The 14,635-nt window shown below is 66.5% G+C and carries 15 protein-coding genes; 3 read left to right on the top strand and 12 right to left on the bottom strand.

What is annotated here, in order from left to right; translation table 11 throughout:
* On the bottom strand, positions 1 to 2,730 hold the full coding sequence (locus tag ABUE31_RS11950) for a DUF2339 domain-containing protein (protein ID WP_367723828.1): 2,730 nt from the start codon (positions 2,728 to 2,730) through the stop codon (positions 1 to 3).
* Positions 2,731 to 2,751: 21 nt separating this feature from the next.
* The gene (gene recO, locus ABUE31_RS11955; protein ID WP_367723829.1) at positions 2,752 to 3,510 is read right to left on the bottom strand and encodes a DNA repair protein RecO; all 759 of its coding nucleotides are present in this window, start codon (positions 3,508 to 3,510) and stop codon (positions 2,752 to 2,754) included.
* Between the two features lie 98 nt (positions 3,511 to 3,608).
* Here recO and ABUE31_RS11960 point away from each other — a divergent pair, with 98 nt between their 5' ends.
* Positions 3,609 to 4,487, top strand: a complete 879-nt coding sequence (locus tag ABUE31_RS11960) for a bifunctional helix-turn-helix transcriptional regulator/GNAT family N-acetyltransferase (RefSeq protein WP_367723830.1) — start codon at positions 3,609 to 3,611, stop codon at positions 4,485 to 4,487.
* Between the two features lie 10 nt (positions 4,488 to 4,497).
* Here ABUE31_RS11960 and era read toward each other — a convergent pair whose 3' ends face one another.
* The 7 genes from era to rpoZ all read right to left on the bottom strand — a co-directional run bounded on the left by era (position 4,498) and on the right by rpoZ (position 10,750).
* The gene (gene era / locus ABUE31_RS11965) at positions 4,498 to 5,403 is read right to left on the bottom strand and encodes a GTPase Era (protein WP_367723831.1); all 906 of its coding nucleotides are present in this window, start codon (positions 5,401 to 5,403) and stop codon (positions 4,498 to 4,500) included.
* Positions 5,400 to 6,119, bottom strand: coding sequence for a ribonuclease III (gene rnc, locus ABUE31_RS11970; protein WP_367723832.1), 720 nt, complete (start codon positions 6,117 to 6,119; stop codon positions 5,400 to 5,402). The genes era and rnc overlap by 4 nt, the downstream gene beginning before the upstream one ends.
* Positions 6,120 to 6,130: 11 nt before the next feature.
* Complete coding sequence (gene lepB, locus ABUE31_RS11975) at positions 6,131 to 6,880, bottom strand: signal peptidase I (protein ID WP_367723833.1); 750 nt, start codon at positions 6,878 to 6,880, stop codon at positions 6,131 to 6,133.
* A 74-nt stretch (positions 6,881 to 6,954) separates the two neighbouring features.
* Positions 6,955 to 7,356, bottom strand: a complete 402-nt coding sequence (gene acpS, locus ABUE31_RS11980; protein ID WP_367723834.1) for a holo-ACP synthase — start codon at positions 7,354 to 7,356, stop codon at positions 6,955 to 6,957.
* Positions 7,357 to 7,408: 52 nt separating this feature from the next.
* Positions 7,409 to 7,987, bottom strand: coding sequence for an orotate phosphoribosyltransferase (pyrE, locus tag ABUE31_RS11985; RefSeq protein WP_367723835.1), 579 nt, complete (start codon positions 7,985 to 7,987; stop codon positions 7,409 to 7,411).
* Positions 7,988 to 7,998: 11 nt separating this feature from the next.
* Positions 7,999 to 10,242, bottom strand: a complete 2,244-nt coding sequence (locus ABUE31_RS11990; RefSeq protein ID WP_367723836.1) for a RelA/SpoT family protein — start codon at positions 10,240 to 10,242, stop codon at positions 7,999 to 8,001.
* A gap of 109 nt (positions 10,243 to 10,351) precedes the next feature.
* On the bottom strand, positions 10,352 to 10,750 hold the full coding sequence (gene rpoZ, locus ABUE31_RS11995; RefSeq protein ID WP_367723837.1) for a DNA-directed RNA polymerase subunit omega: 399 nt from the start codon (positions 10,748 to 10,750) through the stop codon (positions 10,352 to 10,354).
* Positions 10,751 to 11,046: 296 nt separating this feature from the next.
* Between rpoZ and ABUE31_RS12000 the strand changes: the two genes are divergently transcribed.
* Both ABUE31_RS12000 and ABUE31_RS12005 read left to right on the top strand, forming a co-directional pair.
* Entirely contained in the window at positions 11,047 to 11,625 is a 579-nt protein-coding gene (locus ABUE31_RS12000) for a LabA-like NYN domain-containing protein (protein ID WP_367723838.1), read from the top strand.
* 9 nt (positions 11,626 to 11,634) lie between these two features.
* Positions 11,635 to 12,288, top strand: a complete 654-nt coding sequence (locus tag ABUE31_RS12005; RefSeq protein ID WP_367723839.1) for a uracil-DNA glycosylase — start codon at positions 11,635 to 11,637, stop codon at positions 12,286 to 12,288.
* 2 nt (positions 12,289 to 12,290) lie between these two features.
* Here ABUE31_RS12005 and ABUE31_RS12010 read toward each other — a convergent pair whose 3' ends face one another.
* From ABUE31_RS12010 to dapA, 3 genes are all read right to left on the bottom strand, one after another.
* Positions 12,291 to 12,998, bottom strand: a complete 708-nt coding sequence (locus ABUE31_RS12010; RefSeq protein WP_367723840.1) for a glycoside hydrolase family 25 protein — start codon at positions 12,996 to 12,998, stop codon at positions 12,291 to 12,293.
* 134 nt (positions 12,999 to 13,132) lie between these two features.
* A complete protein-coding gene (smpB, locus tag ABUE31_RS12015) occupies positions 13,133 to 13,612 on the bottom strand; it encodes an SsrA-binding protein SmpB (RefSeq protein ID WP_367723841.1) in 480 nt (159 codons plus the stop codon).
* 24 nt (positions 13,613 to 13,636) lie between these two features.
* Positions 13,637 to 14,518 (bottom strand): 4-hydroxy-tetrahydrodipicolinate synthase, encoded by an 882-nt coding sequence (dapA, locus tag ABUE31_RS12020; protein ID WP_367723842.1) that lies wholly within the window; start codon positions 14,516 to 14,518, stop codon positions 13,637 to 13,639.
* Between the last annotated feature and the right edge of the window lie 117 nt (positions 14,519 to 14,635).

Here is a 14,635-nt window from a genome sequence, read left to right on the forward strand (position 1 = left end):
CTACGGGTCCGGCGCGCGCTCGGCGCTCGCCGACCTGGCGAGCAGCTTCTGGTAGAACAGGCCGATGCCGATGAGCACGGCGCCGAGACCGATGAAGGACAGCGCGCGCAGCACGCCTTCAAGCTCGGACATGTCGAAGATGAACACCTTCGCCACGGCGACCGCGATCAGCGCCGCCGACGCGATGCGCAGCACCTGCGACCGCCGCCGGACACCGGCGACGAGCAGTCCGACGCCCATGACCAGCCAGAGCGCCGAATAGGCGTAGGTCTCCAACTGGCTCATACCGGTCCAGTAGGCGATGTGCTCGCCCTGGAAAAGCCGGCGGATCGACAGCGTCGCATAGGCGAAGAACAGCAAGGCCGCGAGCAGGCCGAGCATCGCCGAATACCAGCGCGGACGCCTGCCGCGGGCATAGACCGCCAGCGCGCCGGCGGCGATGCCAGGCAGCAGATAGGCCAGGAAAAGCAGGTTGAAGACGGGTATCCGGCCGGTCGATTCGTCGGTGATCAGCGGGTTCAGGAACAGGAAATGCTGGAAGGCGACGAACGCCGCCGAGGCGACGCCTGCGACCAGCGAACCGATGCGCAGCACCGAGCTTGGCGAACGCATGTCGAGCGCCACAAGGATGGCGCCGGCACCGAGCGCGATCAGCGTGTAGACGGCCTGCTCCGCGAGCGTGGGGGCGCCAGAGTTGATGACGCCGCCGTTCATCGCATGGCGCACCAGCATCGCCACGGTCAGCAGCGCGAGCAGGACCGCCGCCGCCTCCATGATGAGGCGCGGCCGCCCGCCGGTCGTGCGGGAAAGCTGCCAGGCAGCGAAGGCGAAGGCGAGCGCCGGGATGAGGTAGCCGGGCAGAAGCGCGTTGAAGACCGGCGTCCTGCCCAGCAGGGAAGCGCCGACGATCGTCGGATCGACCGCGATGCGGCCGACGACGACAACCACCACGAGAACGCAGAGCCAGCCCAGCACGGGATAGGCGCGGATGCGTGTCGCGACGGCCGGCACCACGGCAAGCGCGCCGGTCAGCACCGTCGTCCAAAGCGGGCCGAAGCTCATGTGCAGCGCGAGAACGGCTGCGACGCAGGCTCCGATGAAGGCGAACGACACGGCGAGACCGCCGGTCAGCGGCGGGCTTTCCCGCCGGGCCAGGATCTCGCCACAAGCGACGAACGCAGCGGTGAGGATCACTGCTGCGAGGGCGTAGCCCAGATCGCGGTCGAGGTCGCCGAACGCGATCCATTGCGACGCGAGAACGACGAGCGGCACAAGCACCGCCCAGCCGGTCCATGCCGCAGCCCGCGCGGGCGCAGAGGCAATCGCGCGCCATGCGCCCCAGATGCCGTCGACGAGAAACAGCACCGCAAGCACCAGGCCTGCCTGCCCCAGGACCGCAGCGAACGGCGACGCTTCGAACCCTTCGAAGGACAGGTCTCCGCCCGGGAGCTGCAACGTAAACGATCCCGTCAGCGCAAGCTTCACATTGACAAGGACCGTGGCGACGCCAGCAGCATGGAGAAGAGACACGGCGCCCGGCCGGTAGAAGGCGACGACGATCATGCCGAATATCAGCGCCGAACCGTAGGCTGCGCCGCCGAGCACCTGGTATTCGGGGGCGGACATCAGGACGGCCGCCGTCAGGGCGACGAAGACCGCCGGGACAACGGCGGGCCAGGCGGCCTGGTCGCCTTCACCGCCCGGCCTCAGCCAGACAAGGGCAAGCGCGCCGAGCGTGACGACGCTGATCGCCACCACGGCGATCATGTCGACGCTTGGCGAGTCGAACAGATAGGCGAGCGTCCACAGGCCGGTGCAGGCAAAGCCGGCGGCAGCCAGAACGTCCCAGCTGCGCAGACGGGCAATCGCCGTGTTTGCGACGAGCACGATCGCGAGATAGCCGAACAGGGTCCATGCGCTCGGCGACTGGGACGAAACGAGCGCCGGGGTCATCATCGAGCCGAGCAAGCCGAGGCCGGCCAGCGCCTGACCGTGCACAAGAGCCGCAGCGATGGTGGCGACGCCGATGACGCCGAGGAGCAAAAATGCGGCCGCCGGCCCAAGGAAACCGTAGATGCCGTGTGCGGCATAGACCGCGCCGAACAGCGTGAAGGCGCCGGCCGCCGTGAGAACACCCGGCACGTAGGCGCCCGCCGCGCCTTCGAGCGGCACTTTGAAACCCCGGCGTCGGACGAACTCGCCGCCTCCGGCAAGGAGGAGCCCGAGCAGACCGGCCATGGTGAGGCGCGCGCCCGGGCCGAAGATGCCGGCCTCGATGGAGTAGCGCACGAGAAACAGCCCGCCCAGCGCCAGCGCCAGTCCGCCGACCCATATCGCCCAGCGCGTGCCGAGCGCCGTCTCGATGTCGGGCGTCGAGGCCGCCGGCCGGACGGCCACGGCATCGGGCTCCGCCCGTGAGTCGGCGGCGGACTGCTCCTCGGCGGGGGCCGACATTGCCGCGGCGGCCCAGGGTCCTGCCTGTTCCGGCGTTTCCGCTGTATCGGCCGCGGCTTCGGCGGCCGGCGTTTCGACCGGCGCGACTTCGGCCGCAACCGTCTCTGCGGCGGCCGCCTCGTCCTCGGCCTTGGCGACCGCCGCGGGCGGGTTGGCGAGAACGAAGCTGCGCAGCGCGCCGATCTCGCGTTCGAGAAGACCAATGCGGCTGTTCTGGCGCGCCACGACGACGACCAGCGCGATGAACGCCACAATGCCGATCAGACCATCAATCATGTGTTCCCCCGGGCGCCGCCTTCACGCAGCGCTTTCCCCGCCGTCCGCATGCGCTCCCGGCCGATGCCGACGCAGCGCGCCGAGAAACGCCGATCGCGCTTCTGGCTCGCCGAAACCACGGGGTTCGTAGACATGGCGGGAGAAGAAAAAGCCGGTCAGCAGGAACGCCTGCGCCACCGCCGACGCATCGGCTCGCTGTCCCGGTTCGAGCAGGAAGGATGGGAGCACCAGCATCCTGTCGCGCCAGGGTTCGCCGGCGTCCCGCGAGACTGCCCTGCCCGACTTCGGCGAGACATAGGCGAGATCGACGCGCGATCCGGTCGCCGCGCACTCGGAGAGGTCGAGCCCGAAGCCGAGTTCGTCGAGCAGCATGACCTCGAAGCGCACGACCAGTTCGCCGGCCGCCGCGGGGTCGTCCAGATGGTCGATCACGAGGCCGAGCGTTTCATAGAGCCGTTCGTGCGGGTCGCGCTCAGGCAGCAGTCTGAGGTGCCCGGCCAGGGTCTGAAGCCCGTAGATCGCGCAGGCGCTGTCGAAGAGCCGCGCAGCGTTGAGGTCGAGCGCCTCGACCTGGAACGTGCCCAGATGCTCGTCGAGCCTGGCACGCCAGAGCAGGTCGACCCTGTTGCCGGCCTGAAGCAGCGGCTGCTGCTTGCGCGACCGCCCTCCGCGCACCAGCCCGAGATGGCGGCCGTGCAGGCGCGTCATCACTTCCAGGATGGCGCTCGTCTCGCCATGCCTGCGGGTGCCGAGAATGATTCCCTCGTCGCGCCATTCCATCAATCGAGCCTTCCACCGGTTCGAAGGCGAAATCAAGGATCGCTGCCGCAGCGCGACTTGGCAAACGGAAATATCTGACTAAAGTCAGAGAAATGGACATGGCTTCCGTCAGACAGATTCGCAGCTTCAACCGCGCGGTGACGCACCGCACCGGCGCGCTGGAAGACAGCTATCTCGGACGCGGGCGCCCGCTCGGCCACGCGCGGCTGCTCTTCGAGGTCGCGCCCGAGGGAAGCGACATCGCGTCCCTGCGCGAACGGCTCGGTCTCGATTCCGGCTACGCCAGCCGCCTGCTCAGGGCGCTGGAGACCGAAGGGCTCGTCGCGCTGCAGAGCGATCCCGCCGACCGCCGGCGCAGGCTGGTCACGCTGACCGATCGCGGCCGCGCCGAACGCGAGGCCTATGACGCGCTTTCGGACGATCTGGCAGCATCGCTGCTCGCTCCCCTGAGCCGGTCGCAGCGCGAACGGCTGGTCGCGGCCATGACCGAGGTCGAGACGCTGATGAAGGCCGCATCGATCGCCATCATGCCGGAACCCGAGGACAGCGCAGATGCGCAATGGTGCGTGGCGTCCTATTTCGGCGAGCTCGCGGCGCGGTTCCCGGGTGGCTTCGACCCCGGCGATGGCGGTTATGCAGGCAAGCCCGCTGAGACCGCCGGCGCGTTCCTGATCGCCCGCCTGCACGGCCGTCCGGTGGGATGCGGCGCGCTGAAGCCGACAGGGCATTCGACCGCCGAGATCAAGCGCATGTGGGTCGCGCCCGAGGCGCGCGGGCTGGGCGTCGCCCGGCGCCTGCTTGCGGCACTGGAGGACGCGGCGCGCCAGTCCGGCCTGACCAGGGTGGTGCTCGACACGAACCGCACGCTCTCCGAGGCGCAGGCCCTCTATCGCAAGGCCGGCTACCGCATGATCGAGCGCTACAACGACAATCCCTATGCCGACTTCTGGTTCGAGAAGACGCTGGGGCCGGAGTAGCGACGCCGCGCTAGCGCGGGAAATCCAGCCCCATCTCGCGGTAGCGTTCGGGGTCGTCGCCCCAGTTCTCGCGGACCTTGACGAACAGGAACAGGTGGACGGTCTGCTCGAGGATGTCGCCGATCTCCTTGCGGGCGGCCTGCCCGATGGCGCGGATGGTCTCGCCCTTGTGGCCGAGGACGATCTTCTTCTGGCTGTCGCGCTCGACATAGATGACCTGCTCGATGCGAACCGAGCCGTCCTTCTTTTCTTCCCACTTTTCGGTTTCGACGTGCGAGGAATAGGGCAGTTCCTGATGCAGCCTCAGGTAGAGCTTTTCGCGGGTGATTTCGGCCGCGAGCTGGCGCATCGGCAGGTCGGAAATCTGGTCCTCCGGATAGTACCAGGGCCCCTCGGGAAGCGTCTCGGCCAGATGATCGAGCAGATCGTCGCAGCCCGAACCGGTGAGCGCCGAAACCATGAAGGTGCGCTGGAACGCGACGCGCTCGTTCGCCGCCTTGGCGAGCTCGAGCAGAGCCTCCGGCTTGACCCGGTCGACCTTGTTGAGGATCAGAACCTTCGGCTGGGGGACGGAGGCAACCTTGTCCAGCAAGGCGTCGGCATCGCCCTTGATGCCGCGCTCGGCGTCGATCAGCACCAGCACGACGTCGGCGTCCTTGGCGCCGACCCAGGCCGTCGTCACCATTGCCGTATCCAGCCTGCGCCGCGGCTTGAAGATGCCCGGCGTGTCGACGAAGACGATCTGGGCGTTGTTGTGGGTGGCGATGCCGCGAACGATTGCGCGCGTCGTCTGCACCTTGTGGGTGACGATCGACACCTTGGCGCCGACCAGCCGGTTGACCAGTGTGGACTTGCCGGCGTTCGGCGCGCCGATCAGGGCGACAAATCCGGAGCGGGTCGGTTGTTCGGTGGTCATGCTGCCGCCCCTTTCTCGGGCGTCCATACGCCCTCTCTCACCAGAAACGCCGAGGCTGCCGCCTCTTCCGCGGCGCGGCGCGACGCGCCGGTACCGGTCGCCGGCTCGAAACCGGCGACCCGAAGCGAAACCGTGAAGACCGGCTGGTGGTCCGGTCCCTCGCGTCCCTCGATCACGTAGGCCGGCCGGGCGTCGCTCGACTTGGCGATCCATTCCTGCAGTTCGCCCTTCGGATTGGCGGGCTTCTCCACGGCGAGAACGGCAAGCGGGCCCCAGAGACGATGCACGACGGTGCGCGCCGCCTCCATGCCGCCGTCGATGTAGATGGCGGCGATCAGGGCCTCGACGGCGTCCGCGAGGTAGTTGCCGCCGGCCTTGCGTCCGCGCGACTTCAGCGCCGAATCCGCCCGCATGACATCGCCGAGCTGCATCTCCATCCCGATCTTCGAGCAGGCGCGGGCATCGACGAGCGCGTTGAAGCGCGGCGCGATCTCACCCTCCCTGGCGTCGGGAAACTGCGCAAGAAGCATGTCGGCGACGATCAGGCCGAGCACGCGATCGCCGAGAAACTCGAGGCGTTCGTTGTTGCTGGCCGCCTTCACCGCGCTTGAATGCGTCAGGGCCGTCTCGAGCAGGCGCAGATCCTTGAAGCCGTAGCCGGTCTTCGCCTCGATCTCCCTGGCCAGCGCTTCGCCCGTCGGACGCTTCAAGGGCATGAAGCCGGTCCCTAGCCAACCCAGTTGAATAGCCGGGACGGACGCATCAGCGACGGCCACTTCCAGATCTCGAGCGGGCTCGCGCCGCCGGCGATCGAGAAGAAGATGATGTTGGCGCGGCCGACCAGGTTCTCTTCCGGCACGAAGCCTACCGAAAAGCGGCTGTCGGTCGAATTGTCGCGGTTGTCGCCCATCATGAAATAGTGGCCCGGCGGCACCACGAACTCGCGGGTGTCGTCGCCCAGGCCGTTCCGGGTCAGGTCCAGCGTGTCGTAGGAGACGCCGTTCGGCAGGGTCTCGCGATAGACGTCGACCGGCCGGTCGACCTCGGTGATGTCGGGATTGTCGATTTCGCCGATCTTCTCGCGCGGGACTGCCTGGTCGTTGATGTAGAGCTGGCCGTCGCGCATCTGGATGCGGTCGCCGGGAAGGCCGATGACGCGCTTGATGTAGTCCAGCGACGGGTTCGGCGGGAACTTGAACACGGCGACGTCGCCGCGCTCGGGCGGCGTGTCCCAGATGCGGCCCGAAAACAGGTTGGGACCAAACGGCAGCGAATAGCGCGAGTAGCCGTAGGCCCACTTGGTCACGAAGAGGTAGTCGCCTTCGAGCAGAGTCGGCCGCATCGAGCCGGACGGAATCGAGAACGGCTGGAAGAACAGCGTGCGGATGACCAGCGCCAGCAGCAGCGCCTGCACGATCACGCTCACGGTCTCGCCGAGACCGCCCGATTTCTTCTCGCTTTTGTCAGCCACGCTCATACCGTCCTCGATTGTGCGCCGTTGGATATAAGGTCAGAAGCCGCATGGGGCAATCGCATTGCCCGTCCGCCGGCCTAACCGTAGGGAACCGCCTCGATGATGACGACGGCCTGCGCCATGGGGAACTCGTCCGTAATCGTGAGGTGGATGACCGCGCGGTGGTCCGCGGGCAACAGCCTCTCGAGCTTTTCGGCGGCTCCGCCCGTCAGGTGCATGGTCGGCCGGCCGTTCGGCAGGTTGACCACTCCCATGTCGCTCCAGAACACGCCCTCGGCGATGCCGCTTCCCAGCGCCTTCGCACAGGCCTCCTTGGCGGCGAAGCGTTTCGCGTAGGACGCCGCGGGCTGCGCCCTGCCCTCCGCCCGCGCCCGCTCGACCGTGGTGAACACCCGCGCGACAAAACGCTCGCCATGGCGCTGCAGCGATTTCTCGATGCGGCGGATGTCGATGAGGTCGCTGCCGATGCCGAGGATCATGGCGCGGCCGGCGTCGAGGTTCTGCGGTTGCGCGGCATCCCTTTTCCAGCCCTCAGATGTTGCGGCTGCCCGGCTTGACGGCCGGCAGCTTCGCCAGTTCCGGCGGCAAATTGTCCGCCGGGTAGGCCGGCACCTCGTATTCCGCGAGCGCGACCAGCGGCACGCCGACATCGGTCTTGCCGGCAGAGCGGTCGATGATGCAGGCGGCGGCGACGACATCGGCGCCGATGTCGCGCAGACAGGTGATGGTCTCGCGGATGGACAGCCCCGTCGTGACGATGTCCTCGACGATCACCACGCGCGCGCCCTTCTCGATCTCGAATCGGCGGAGGCGGAACACGCCGTTTTCGCGCTCGACCCAGATAGCGGGCACGCCGAGATGGCGCGACGTCTCGTAGGCCGGGATCAGCCCCCCGATCGCCGGGCCGACGACATAGTCTATGCGGCCGGGCACCTCGGCGCGGACCTTGTCCGCAAGCGCCCGGCAGAGGCGCTCGGTCTTGTCGGCATGCATGAAGACGCGCGCCTTCTGCAGGAAGACAGGGCTGCGCAGGCCGGAGGTCAGAATGAAGTGGCCCTCCAGCACGGCGCCGGCCTCGCGGAAGATCTCCAAGACTTCACCAGTGTCCATCGTCGCTCCGTTCAGCCGTTCACGCGCCGCGCATCGCTGACGCTGGTGTTGTTCTTGAGCTGCGTCAGCAGCCGATTGAGGTGTTTCAGGTCCCAGACCTCAAGATCGACCAGCATCTCGGTGAAGTCGGGAGCCGTCCTTATCATGGACAGGGAGTGGATGTTCGCATCGTTGACGGCGATGACCTGCGCGATCTCGGCAAGCGAGCCCGGCGCGTTGATGGCGGTGACCGACACGCGCGCCGGGAACCGCTCCTTGTTCGTCTCGTCGATGTCCCAGCGCACGTCGATCCAGCGCTCCGGCTGGTCGTCGAACGCCTGCAGCGACGGCGACTGGATCGGGTAGATGGTGATGCCGGATCCCGGCTGCAGGATGCCGACGATGCGGTCGCCCGGCACGGCGCCCTCGTCGGCGAAACGCACCGGAAGGTCGCCGCCGACGCCGCGGATCGGCACCGCGCCGTCCCGGACCTCGTGGTCGGTCCTGTCCTTGCTGCGGCGCGCCCGCGTCGGCAGCTTGAACAGCATGCCCGCGGCGTTGCGCAGGTTGAACCAGCCTTCCTCGCGCTGCGCCTTCTGCTGCAGGGGCTGCGTGACGCGCTCATCCTTGAAGTCGGGGTAGACGGCGCGCATCACGTCGCTCGACGCCAGTTCGCCGCGGCCGACCGAGGCGAGCACGTCGTCGATGTCCTTGCGGGCCAGCCGGTGCAGCACCGGCTTCAGGCTCTCCCGGCTGAACGACTTGCCTGCCCGCTCGAAGGAGCGTTCGAGGATTCTGACGCCCAGACCCGAAAACTGCTTGCGGATGGCGTTCTTGGTGGCGCGGCGGATAGCGCCGCGCGCCTTGCCGGTCACCACCATGGACTCCCAGGCGGCCGGCGGAACCTGCGCCTTCGAGCGGATGATCTCGACCTCGTCGCCGTTCTTCAGTTCGGTCATCAAGGGCATGATGCGCCCGTTGATCTTGGCGCCGACGCAACTGTCGCCGACATCGGTGTGGACCGCGTAGGCAAAGTCGATCGGAATGGCGCCACGCGGCAGCGCGATCAGCATGCCCTTGGGCGTGAAGCAGAACACCTGGTCCTGGAATAGTTCGAGCCGGGTGTTCTCCAGGAAGTCCTCGGGGTTGTCGCCGTCGGACAGCTGCTCGATCGTCCGGCGCAACCAAGCATAGGCGTTTGTCTCGTTCGAGAGCGCATGCCCGGCCCCGTTGGCCTTGCCCACGCCGTCCTTGTAGAGCGCATGCGCCGCCACACCGTATTCAGCGATGTCGTTCATCTCGGTGGTGCGTATCTGAAGCTCGATGCGCTGGCGCGACGGGCCGACAATGGTCGTGTGGATCGACCGGTAGTCGTTCTGCTTCGGCGTCGAGATGTAGTCCTTGAAACGGCCCGGCACCATCGACCAGGTCGTGTGGATCGCGCCGAGCGCGCGGTAGCAGTCGTCGACCGTGTCGACCAGCACGCGGAAGCCGAAGATGTCGGAAAGCTGCTCGAAGGACAGCGCCTTGGCTTCCATCTTGCGGAACACCGACCACGGCTTCTTCTGCCTGCTCTTCACCTCGGCCTTGATGCCGTGCTTCTCGAACAGCCCGCCCAGCGAGCGCTCGATGTCGCCGACCACGCCCTTGTTCTGCTCGAAGACGCCGGCGAGCCGCTCGGTCACCGTCCGGTAGGCTTCCGGGTTGATGTACCTGAAGCCGAGGTCCTCGAGTTCCTCGCGCATCTCCTGCATGCCCATGCGACCGGCCAGCGGCGCGTAGATCTCCATCGTCTCCTCGGCGATGCGCAGGCGCTTGTTCTCGGGAACGTGGTGGAGCGTGCGCATGTTGTGCAGGCGGTCGGCGAGCTTCACCAAAAGGACACGCACGTCCTCGGAGATCGCCAGCAGCAGCTTGCGCAGGTTCTCGGCCTGCTCGGCCTTCTTGGAAACCAGGTCGAGCTTCTTCAGCTTGGTCAGGCCCTCGACAAGCTTGCCGATGTCCGGCCCGAAGAGCTCGTCGATCTCGGCGCGCGTCGCGGTGGTGTCCTCGATCGTGTCGTGCAGCAGCGCGACCGCGATCGTCGATTCGTCCAGGCGCATGTCGGTCAGGATCGCGGCGACTTCGAGCGGATGCGAGAAGTAGGGATCGCCCGATGCGCGGCGCTGGTGGCCGTGCTTCTGCATGGCGTAGACATAGGCCCGGTTGAGCAATGCCTCGTTGACGTCGGGCTTGTAGCGCTGCACGCGCTCGACAAGCTCATATTGACGCATCATGGGCAGTGTCCGTGGGCCAGAAATAGATCATGCGCCGCAAAGGTTTACGGCGCATGTCATAGATAGCGGTCAAAGCGCCGCCGTGAAAGTGGCGGCGCTGGTCCAAAGACTAGAAGTCGTCGCTTTTTTCCGGCGGGACCAGACCTTCGATGCCGGCGAGAAGCTCTTCCTCGCTCATGCGGTCGAAAGCGATGTTCTCTTCCGCTTCTTCGGCATCGACGGCGGCGCCCGAGCCGGCCTGGTCGACCAGTTCCTGGCCGTCGCTTTCCGGTTCGTCCACCTCGACATGCTTCTGCAGCGAGTGGATCAGGTCTTCCTTCAGGTCGTCGGGAGACAGCGTCTCGTCGGCAATCTCGCGCAGCGCAACGACCGGGTTCTTGTCGTTGTCGCGCGGCACGGTGATCTGCGCGCCCTGGCTGATCAGGCGGGCGCGGTGGCCGGCCAGAAGCACCAGTTCGAAGCGGTTGTCGACCTTGTCGATGCAGTCTTCAACGGTTACGCGGGCCATTCAAATGCCCCTTTCATGTTCGGAATGTACTGGAAATCAGGCGGCGTCCATAACGCGAAAGGCCGTGGAATACAAGCATTTTGGCCTGCCCTCCCGGGCGGCCCGCCGATATGGCCGGCAGCCGTCCAACCGGCCCCCCGGGATCACATTTTATTGTTTGCCGGCCGAATTCCTTGGAAATGCGCGATTTTGCGCCGATAGTCGGGGAACCAAGATGTCCGGAATTGAATTTCCCCGGACATCGACGCTAATGAAATACGTTTTGGTCCATTGCATATTTCAGAAGGGTCCCGGGCATGTTTGATCCCCGCGAGAAGATCGCACTCTTCATCGACGGCGCCAATCTCTACGCAACATCGAGGGCTTTGGGCTTCGACATAGACTACCGCAAGCTGCTGGCCAGCTTCCAGAAGCGCGGCTACCTCATCCGCGCCTACTACTACACCGCACTCGTCGAGGACCAGGAGTATTCCTCCATCCGGCCGCTGATCGACTGGCTCGACTACAACGGGTTCAAGGTGGTGACGAAGCCCGCCAAGGAGTTCACCGACTCGACCGGCCGGCGCAAGATCAAGGGCAACATGGACATCGAACTGACTGTCGATGCGCTCGAACTTTCGGATCATGTCGATCACTATGTCATCTTTTCGGGAGACGGCGATTTCCGCACCCTTGTCGAGGCGCTGCAGCGGCGCGGCCGGAAGGTGAGCGTGATCTCGACCATGGCCTCCCAGCCGCCGATGATCTCGGACGACCTGCGCCGGCAGGCCGACAATTTCATCGACCTGATGTCGCTCAAGGGCGAACTGGGACGCGAGCCGAGCGAACGCCCAGTCCGCAAGCCCGAACCGGTCGACGACGACGCCGACGCCTGATTCCCAGACATGACCGAGACCTTGACCGAACCGGGGCGGAACTGCCCGCTGTGTCCGCGCCTGAAAGACTTTCGCGACAACTGGCGCGGACGCGAACCGGGCTGGTTCAACGCACCGGTGCCGGCGTTCCTCCCCCCGGAGGGGGAAGATGCGGTCCGGCTGCTCGTGGTGGGACTTGCGCCGGGGCTGCGCGGCGCCAACCGGACCGGGCGCCCCTTCACCGGGGACTATGCCGGCGACCTCCTCTATTCGACGCTGATCCGGTTCGGGCTGGCGCGCGGGCAGTTCCTGGCGCGGCCCGACGACGGGCTGGAACTGGTCGGGACTGCGATCATCAACGCCGTGCGGTGCGTGCCGCCGGAGAACAAGCCGACCCCGGCCGAGATCACGGCCTGCCGGCAGTTCCTGACACCGGCGCTCACCGGGCTGCCGAAGCTGCGCGCGGTGCTGGCGCTCGGCGCGATCGCCCACCAATCGACGGTCAGGGCCTTCGGCCAGCGCGTCGCGGCGCTGCCGTTCAAGCACGGCGCGCGCTACGACCTGGATCGCGTGGCGCTGTTCTCCAGCTACCACTGCTCGCGCTACAACACCAATACCGGCGTTCTGACGGAAGACATGTTCGTCAGCGTTTTCAGCGAGATAGATGATTTCCTGCGGAACTAGATTCAATCCGCCGGACGGGTCAATCCGGTCAGGCGGGACAGTCCTCCCCGGATCACATCGAGATCGACATCGCCCTCTATGCCGTCGACGCGACCGACGTCGCTGTACTGCCAATACACCCAGTCCTCGTGCGCGGGATGACGGGCGAGCGAACGGACCCAGCGCAGACGATCCGGCATGACAGCGGCGTAGAGATCTTCCGCGTCACCGGCCAGATAGATGATCGCCGGCTTGCCGAAATGCGCTTCCACCGGCTCCAGAAACGCCGCCAGTTCGATGGACAGCGTCTCGGGCGCCGGGCGTTGCGGACAGTTGCCGTGGAACTCGACGTCGACGACAGGCGGAAGCAAGGACGGGTCGCGCGGGACCGTCGCGATGAAGTTTCGGGCCTGCTCGACACCCGCCCGGCAGAAGGTGAAGAAGTGATAGGCGCCGACGGCGAGGCCGGCTTCCTTCGCTCCCGCCATGTTCCGTGAAAACGACCTGTCGACCCAGTCGCCGCCCTCGGTCGCCTTGATGATGGCGAAGGAGACATCGTCAGCCGCGACGCGCTTCCAGTCGATCACGCCCTGATGGTTGGAAACGTCGATGCCGCGAAGGGGATGGGCGGCCCGATCCGGCGAGAACGGCATCAGGTAGAGATAGCCGACGCCGAGCGCGACGCAGCCAAGAAGGAGAACGCCGATCAGGCCCCACAGGTAGCGTCGCATGGATTGTCTGCCGGTCATGGTCACACGCAACCCTGTCAGAGGCCAGCAGACGCTCCAGACTCGTGCGAACGGAACCTGACGATCCGGCCTACATTCGATCACGAAGATCGCGCTCAAGCGCCGTCAGCGCGTGCTCAGCCCCGCTCCTTCAGCAGGCGGCCTTTTTCGCGCGCCCAGTCGCGGCTCTTCTCGGTCTGGCGCTTGTCGTGCAGCTTCTTGCCGCGCGCGACCGCGAGCAGCAGCTTCGCGCGCCCCCTGTCGTTGAAGTAGATCTTGAGCGGCACCATCGTCATGCCTTCGCGCTCGACCGCCTGGCCGAGCTTCGCCATCTCGCGCTTGCTGAGCAGGAGCTTGCGGCGGCGGCGCGGTTCGTGGTTGAAGCGGTTCGCCTGCAGGTATTCGGGCAGATACGAGTTGATCAGCCAGATTTCCCCGCCTTCGAGCGACGCGTAGGATTCCTGGATGTTGGCCTGGCCCTGGCGCAACGACTTCACTTCGGTGCCGGTCAGCACCAGGCCGGCCTCGACCGTATCGAGCACTTCGTAGGAGAAGCGCGCCTTACGGTTTTCCGCCACGGTCCGGTTGTTCGGATCGGCTTTCTTGATCTGGTTCATGCAGGCCTAGGTGGACGCGCCGCGTCAGTTTATCAACCCTGCGGACTTCATTGCGGCGTCGATCTTCTCCGCGGTCGCCTCCTCGACGGTGGTCAGCGGCGAGCGCACGACGTTCTCGATCTTGCCCAGGCGCGACAGCGCGTATTTGGCGCCGGCGACGCCCGGCTCGATGAAGATCGCCTTGTGCAGCGGCATCAGCCGGTCCTGCAGGTCGAGCGCCTTTTCCTTGTCGTTGTCCAGCGTCGCCGCCTGGAACTCCGCGCAGAGGCGCGGCGCGACGTTGGAGGTGACCGAGATGCAGCCGACGCCGCCATGGGCGTTGAAGCCGAGCGCCGAGGCGTCCTCGCCGGACAGCTGGATGAAGCCCTTGCCGCAGGACAGGCGCTGCTCGGAGACGCGCTCCACCTTGCCGGTCGCATCCTTGACGCCGGCGATGTTCTTGAAGTCGTGCGCGAGCCTGCCCATCGTCTCGGGCGTCATGTCGATGACCGAACGCGGCGGAATGTTGTAGATGATGACCGGCAGCGTCGTCGCCTTCGCGACGGCCGCGAAATGCGCATAGAGCCCGCGCTGGGTCGGCTTGTTGTAGTAGGGCGTGACGACCAGCACGGCGTCGGCGCCGGCCTCCTCGGCGAACCTGACCAGGCCGACCGCCTCGTCGGTGTTGTTGGAGCCGGCCCCGGCGACGACAGGCACCCTGCCCTTCGCCGCGGCAATGCAGGTCTTCACTACATGGCGGTGCTCGTCGTGCGAGAGCGTCGGGGATTCGCCGGTCGTGCCGACCGGCACGAGCCCGGCGGTGCCCTCCGCGATCTGCCAGTCGACGAACGCGCGAAAGGCTTTCTCGTCTATGCGCCCGTCCTTGTCGAACGGCGTGACAAGCGCGGTGAGAGAGCCTCTCAGCATGATTCGGTACTCCGGCGGCTGCTATGGATTTCTTCAACTCCCGTGCGGCTTCTAGCCGAAAGCCGAGCCGCGCACCATAGGCCAAGTTGCGGTTCGCCGCCCACCACGAGCGCCGGG

The organism is Mesorhizobium marinum (assembly GCF_040813675.1).
Classification (GTDB): domain Bacteria; phylum Pseudomonadota; class Alphaproteobacteria; order Rhizobiales; family Rhizobiaceae; genus Mesorhizobium_K; species Mesorhizobium_K marinum.

Bases quoted from the DNA above. Each gene is read 5' to 3' on its own strand.
- ABUE31_RS11950 (WP_367723828.1), bottom strand. From the start codon at position 2,730: ATGATTGATGGTCTGATCGGCATTGTGGCGTTCATCGCGCTGGTCGTC.
- recO (WP_367723829.1), bottom strand. From the start codon at position 3,510: ATGGAATGGCGCGACGAGGGAATCATTCTCGGCACCCGCAGGCATGGC.
- ABUE31_RS11960 (WP_367723830.1), top strand. From the start codon at position 3,609: ATGGCTTCCGTCAGACAGATTCGCAGCTTCAACCGCGCGGTGACGCAC.
- era (WP_367723831.1), bottom strand. From the start codon at position 5,403: ATGACCACCGAACAACCGACCCGCTCCGGATTTGTCGCCCTGATCGGC.
- rnc (WP_367723832.1), bottom strand. From the start codon at position 6,119: ATGCCCTTGAAGCGTCCGACGGGCGAAGCGCTGGCCAGGGAGATCGAG.
- lepB (WP_367723833.1), bottom strand. From the start codon at position 6,880: ATGAGCGTGGCTGACAAAAGCGAGAAGAAATCGGGCGGTCTCGGCGAG.
- acpS (WP_367723834.1), bottom strand. From the start codon at position 7,356: ATGATCCTCGGCATCGGCAGCGACCTCATCGACATCCGCCGCATCGAG.
- pyrE (WP_367723835.1), bottom strand. From the start codon at position 7,987: ATGGACACTGGTGAAGTCTTGGAGATCTTCCGCGAGGCCGGCGCCGTG.
- ABUE31_RS11990 (WP_367723836.1), bottom strand. From the start codon at position 10,242: ATGATGCGTCAATATGAGCTTGTCGAGCGCGTGCAGCGCTACAAGCCC.
- rpoZ (WP_367723837.1), bottom strand. From the start codon at position 10,750: ATGGCCCGCGTAACCGTTGAAGACTGCATCGACAAGGTCGACAACCGC.
- ABUE31_RS12000 (WP_367723838.1), top strand. From the start codon at position 11,047: ATGTTTGATCCCCGCGAGAAGATCGCACTCTTCATCGACGGCGCCAAT.
- ABUE31_RS12005 (WP_367723839.1), top strand. From the start codon at position 11,635: ATGACCGAGACCTTGACCGAACCGGGGCGGAACTGCCCGCTGTGTCCG.
- ABUE31_RS12010 (WP_367723840.1), bottom strand. From the start codon at position 12,998: ATGCGACGCTACCTGTGGGGCCTGATCGGCGTTCTCCTTCTTGGCTGC.
- smpB (WP_367723841.1), bottom strand. From the start codon at position 13,612: ATGAACCAGATCAAGAAAGCCGATCCGAACAACCGGACCGTGGCGGAA.
- dapA (WP_367723842.1), bottom strand. From the start codon at position 14,518: ATGCTGAGAGGCTCTCTCACCGCGCTTGTCACGCCGTTCGACAAGGAC.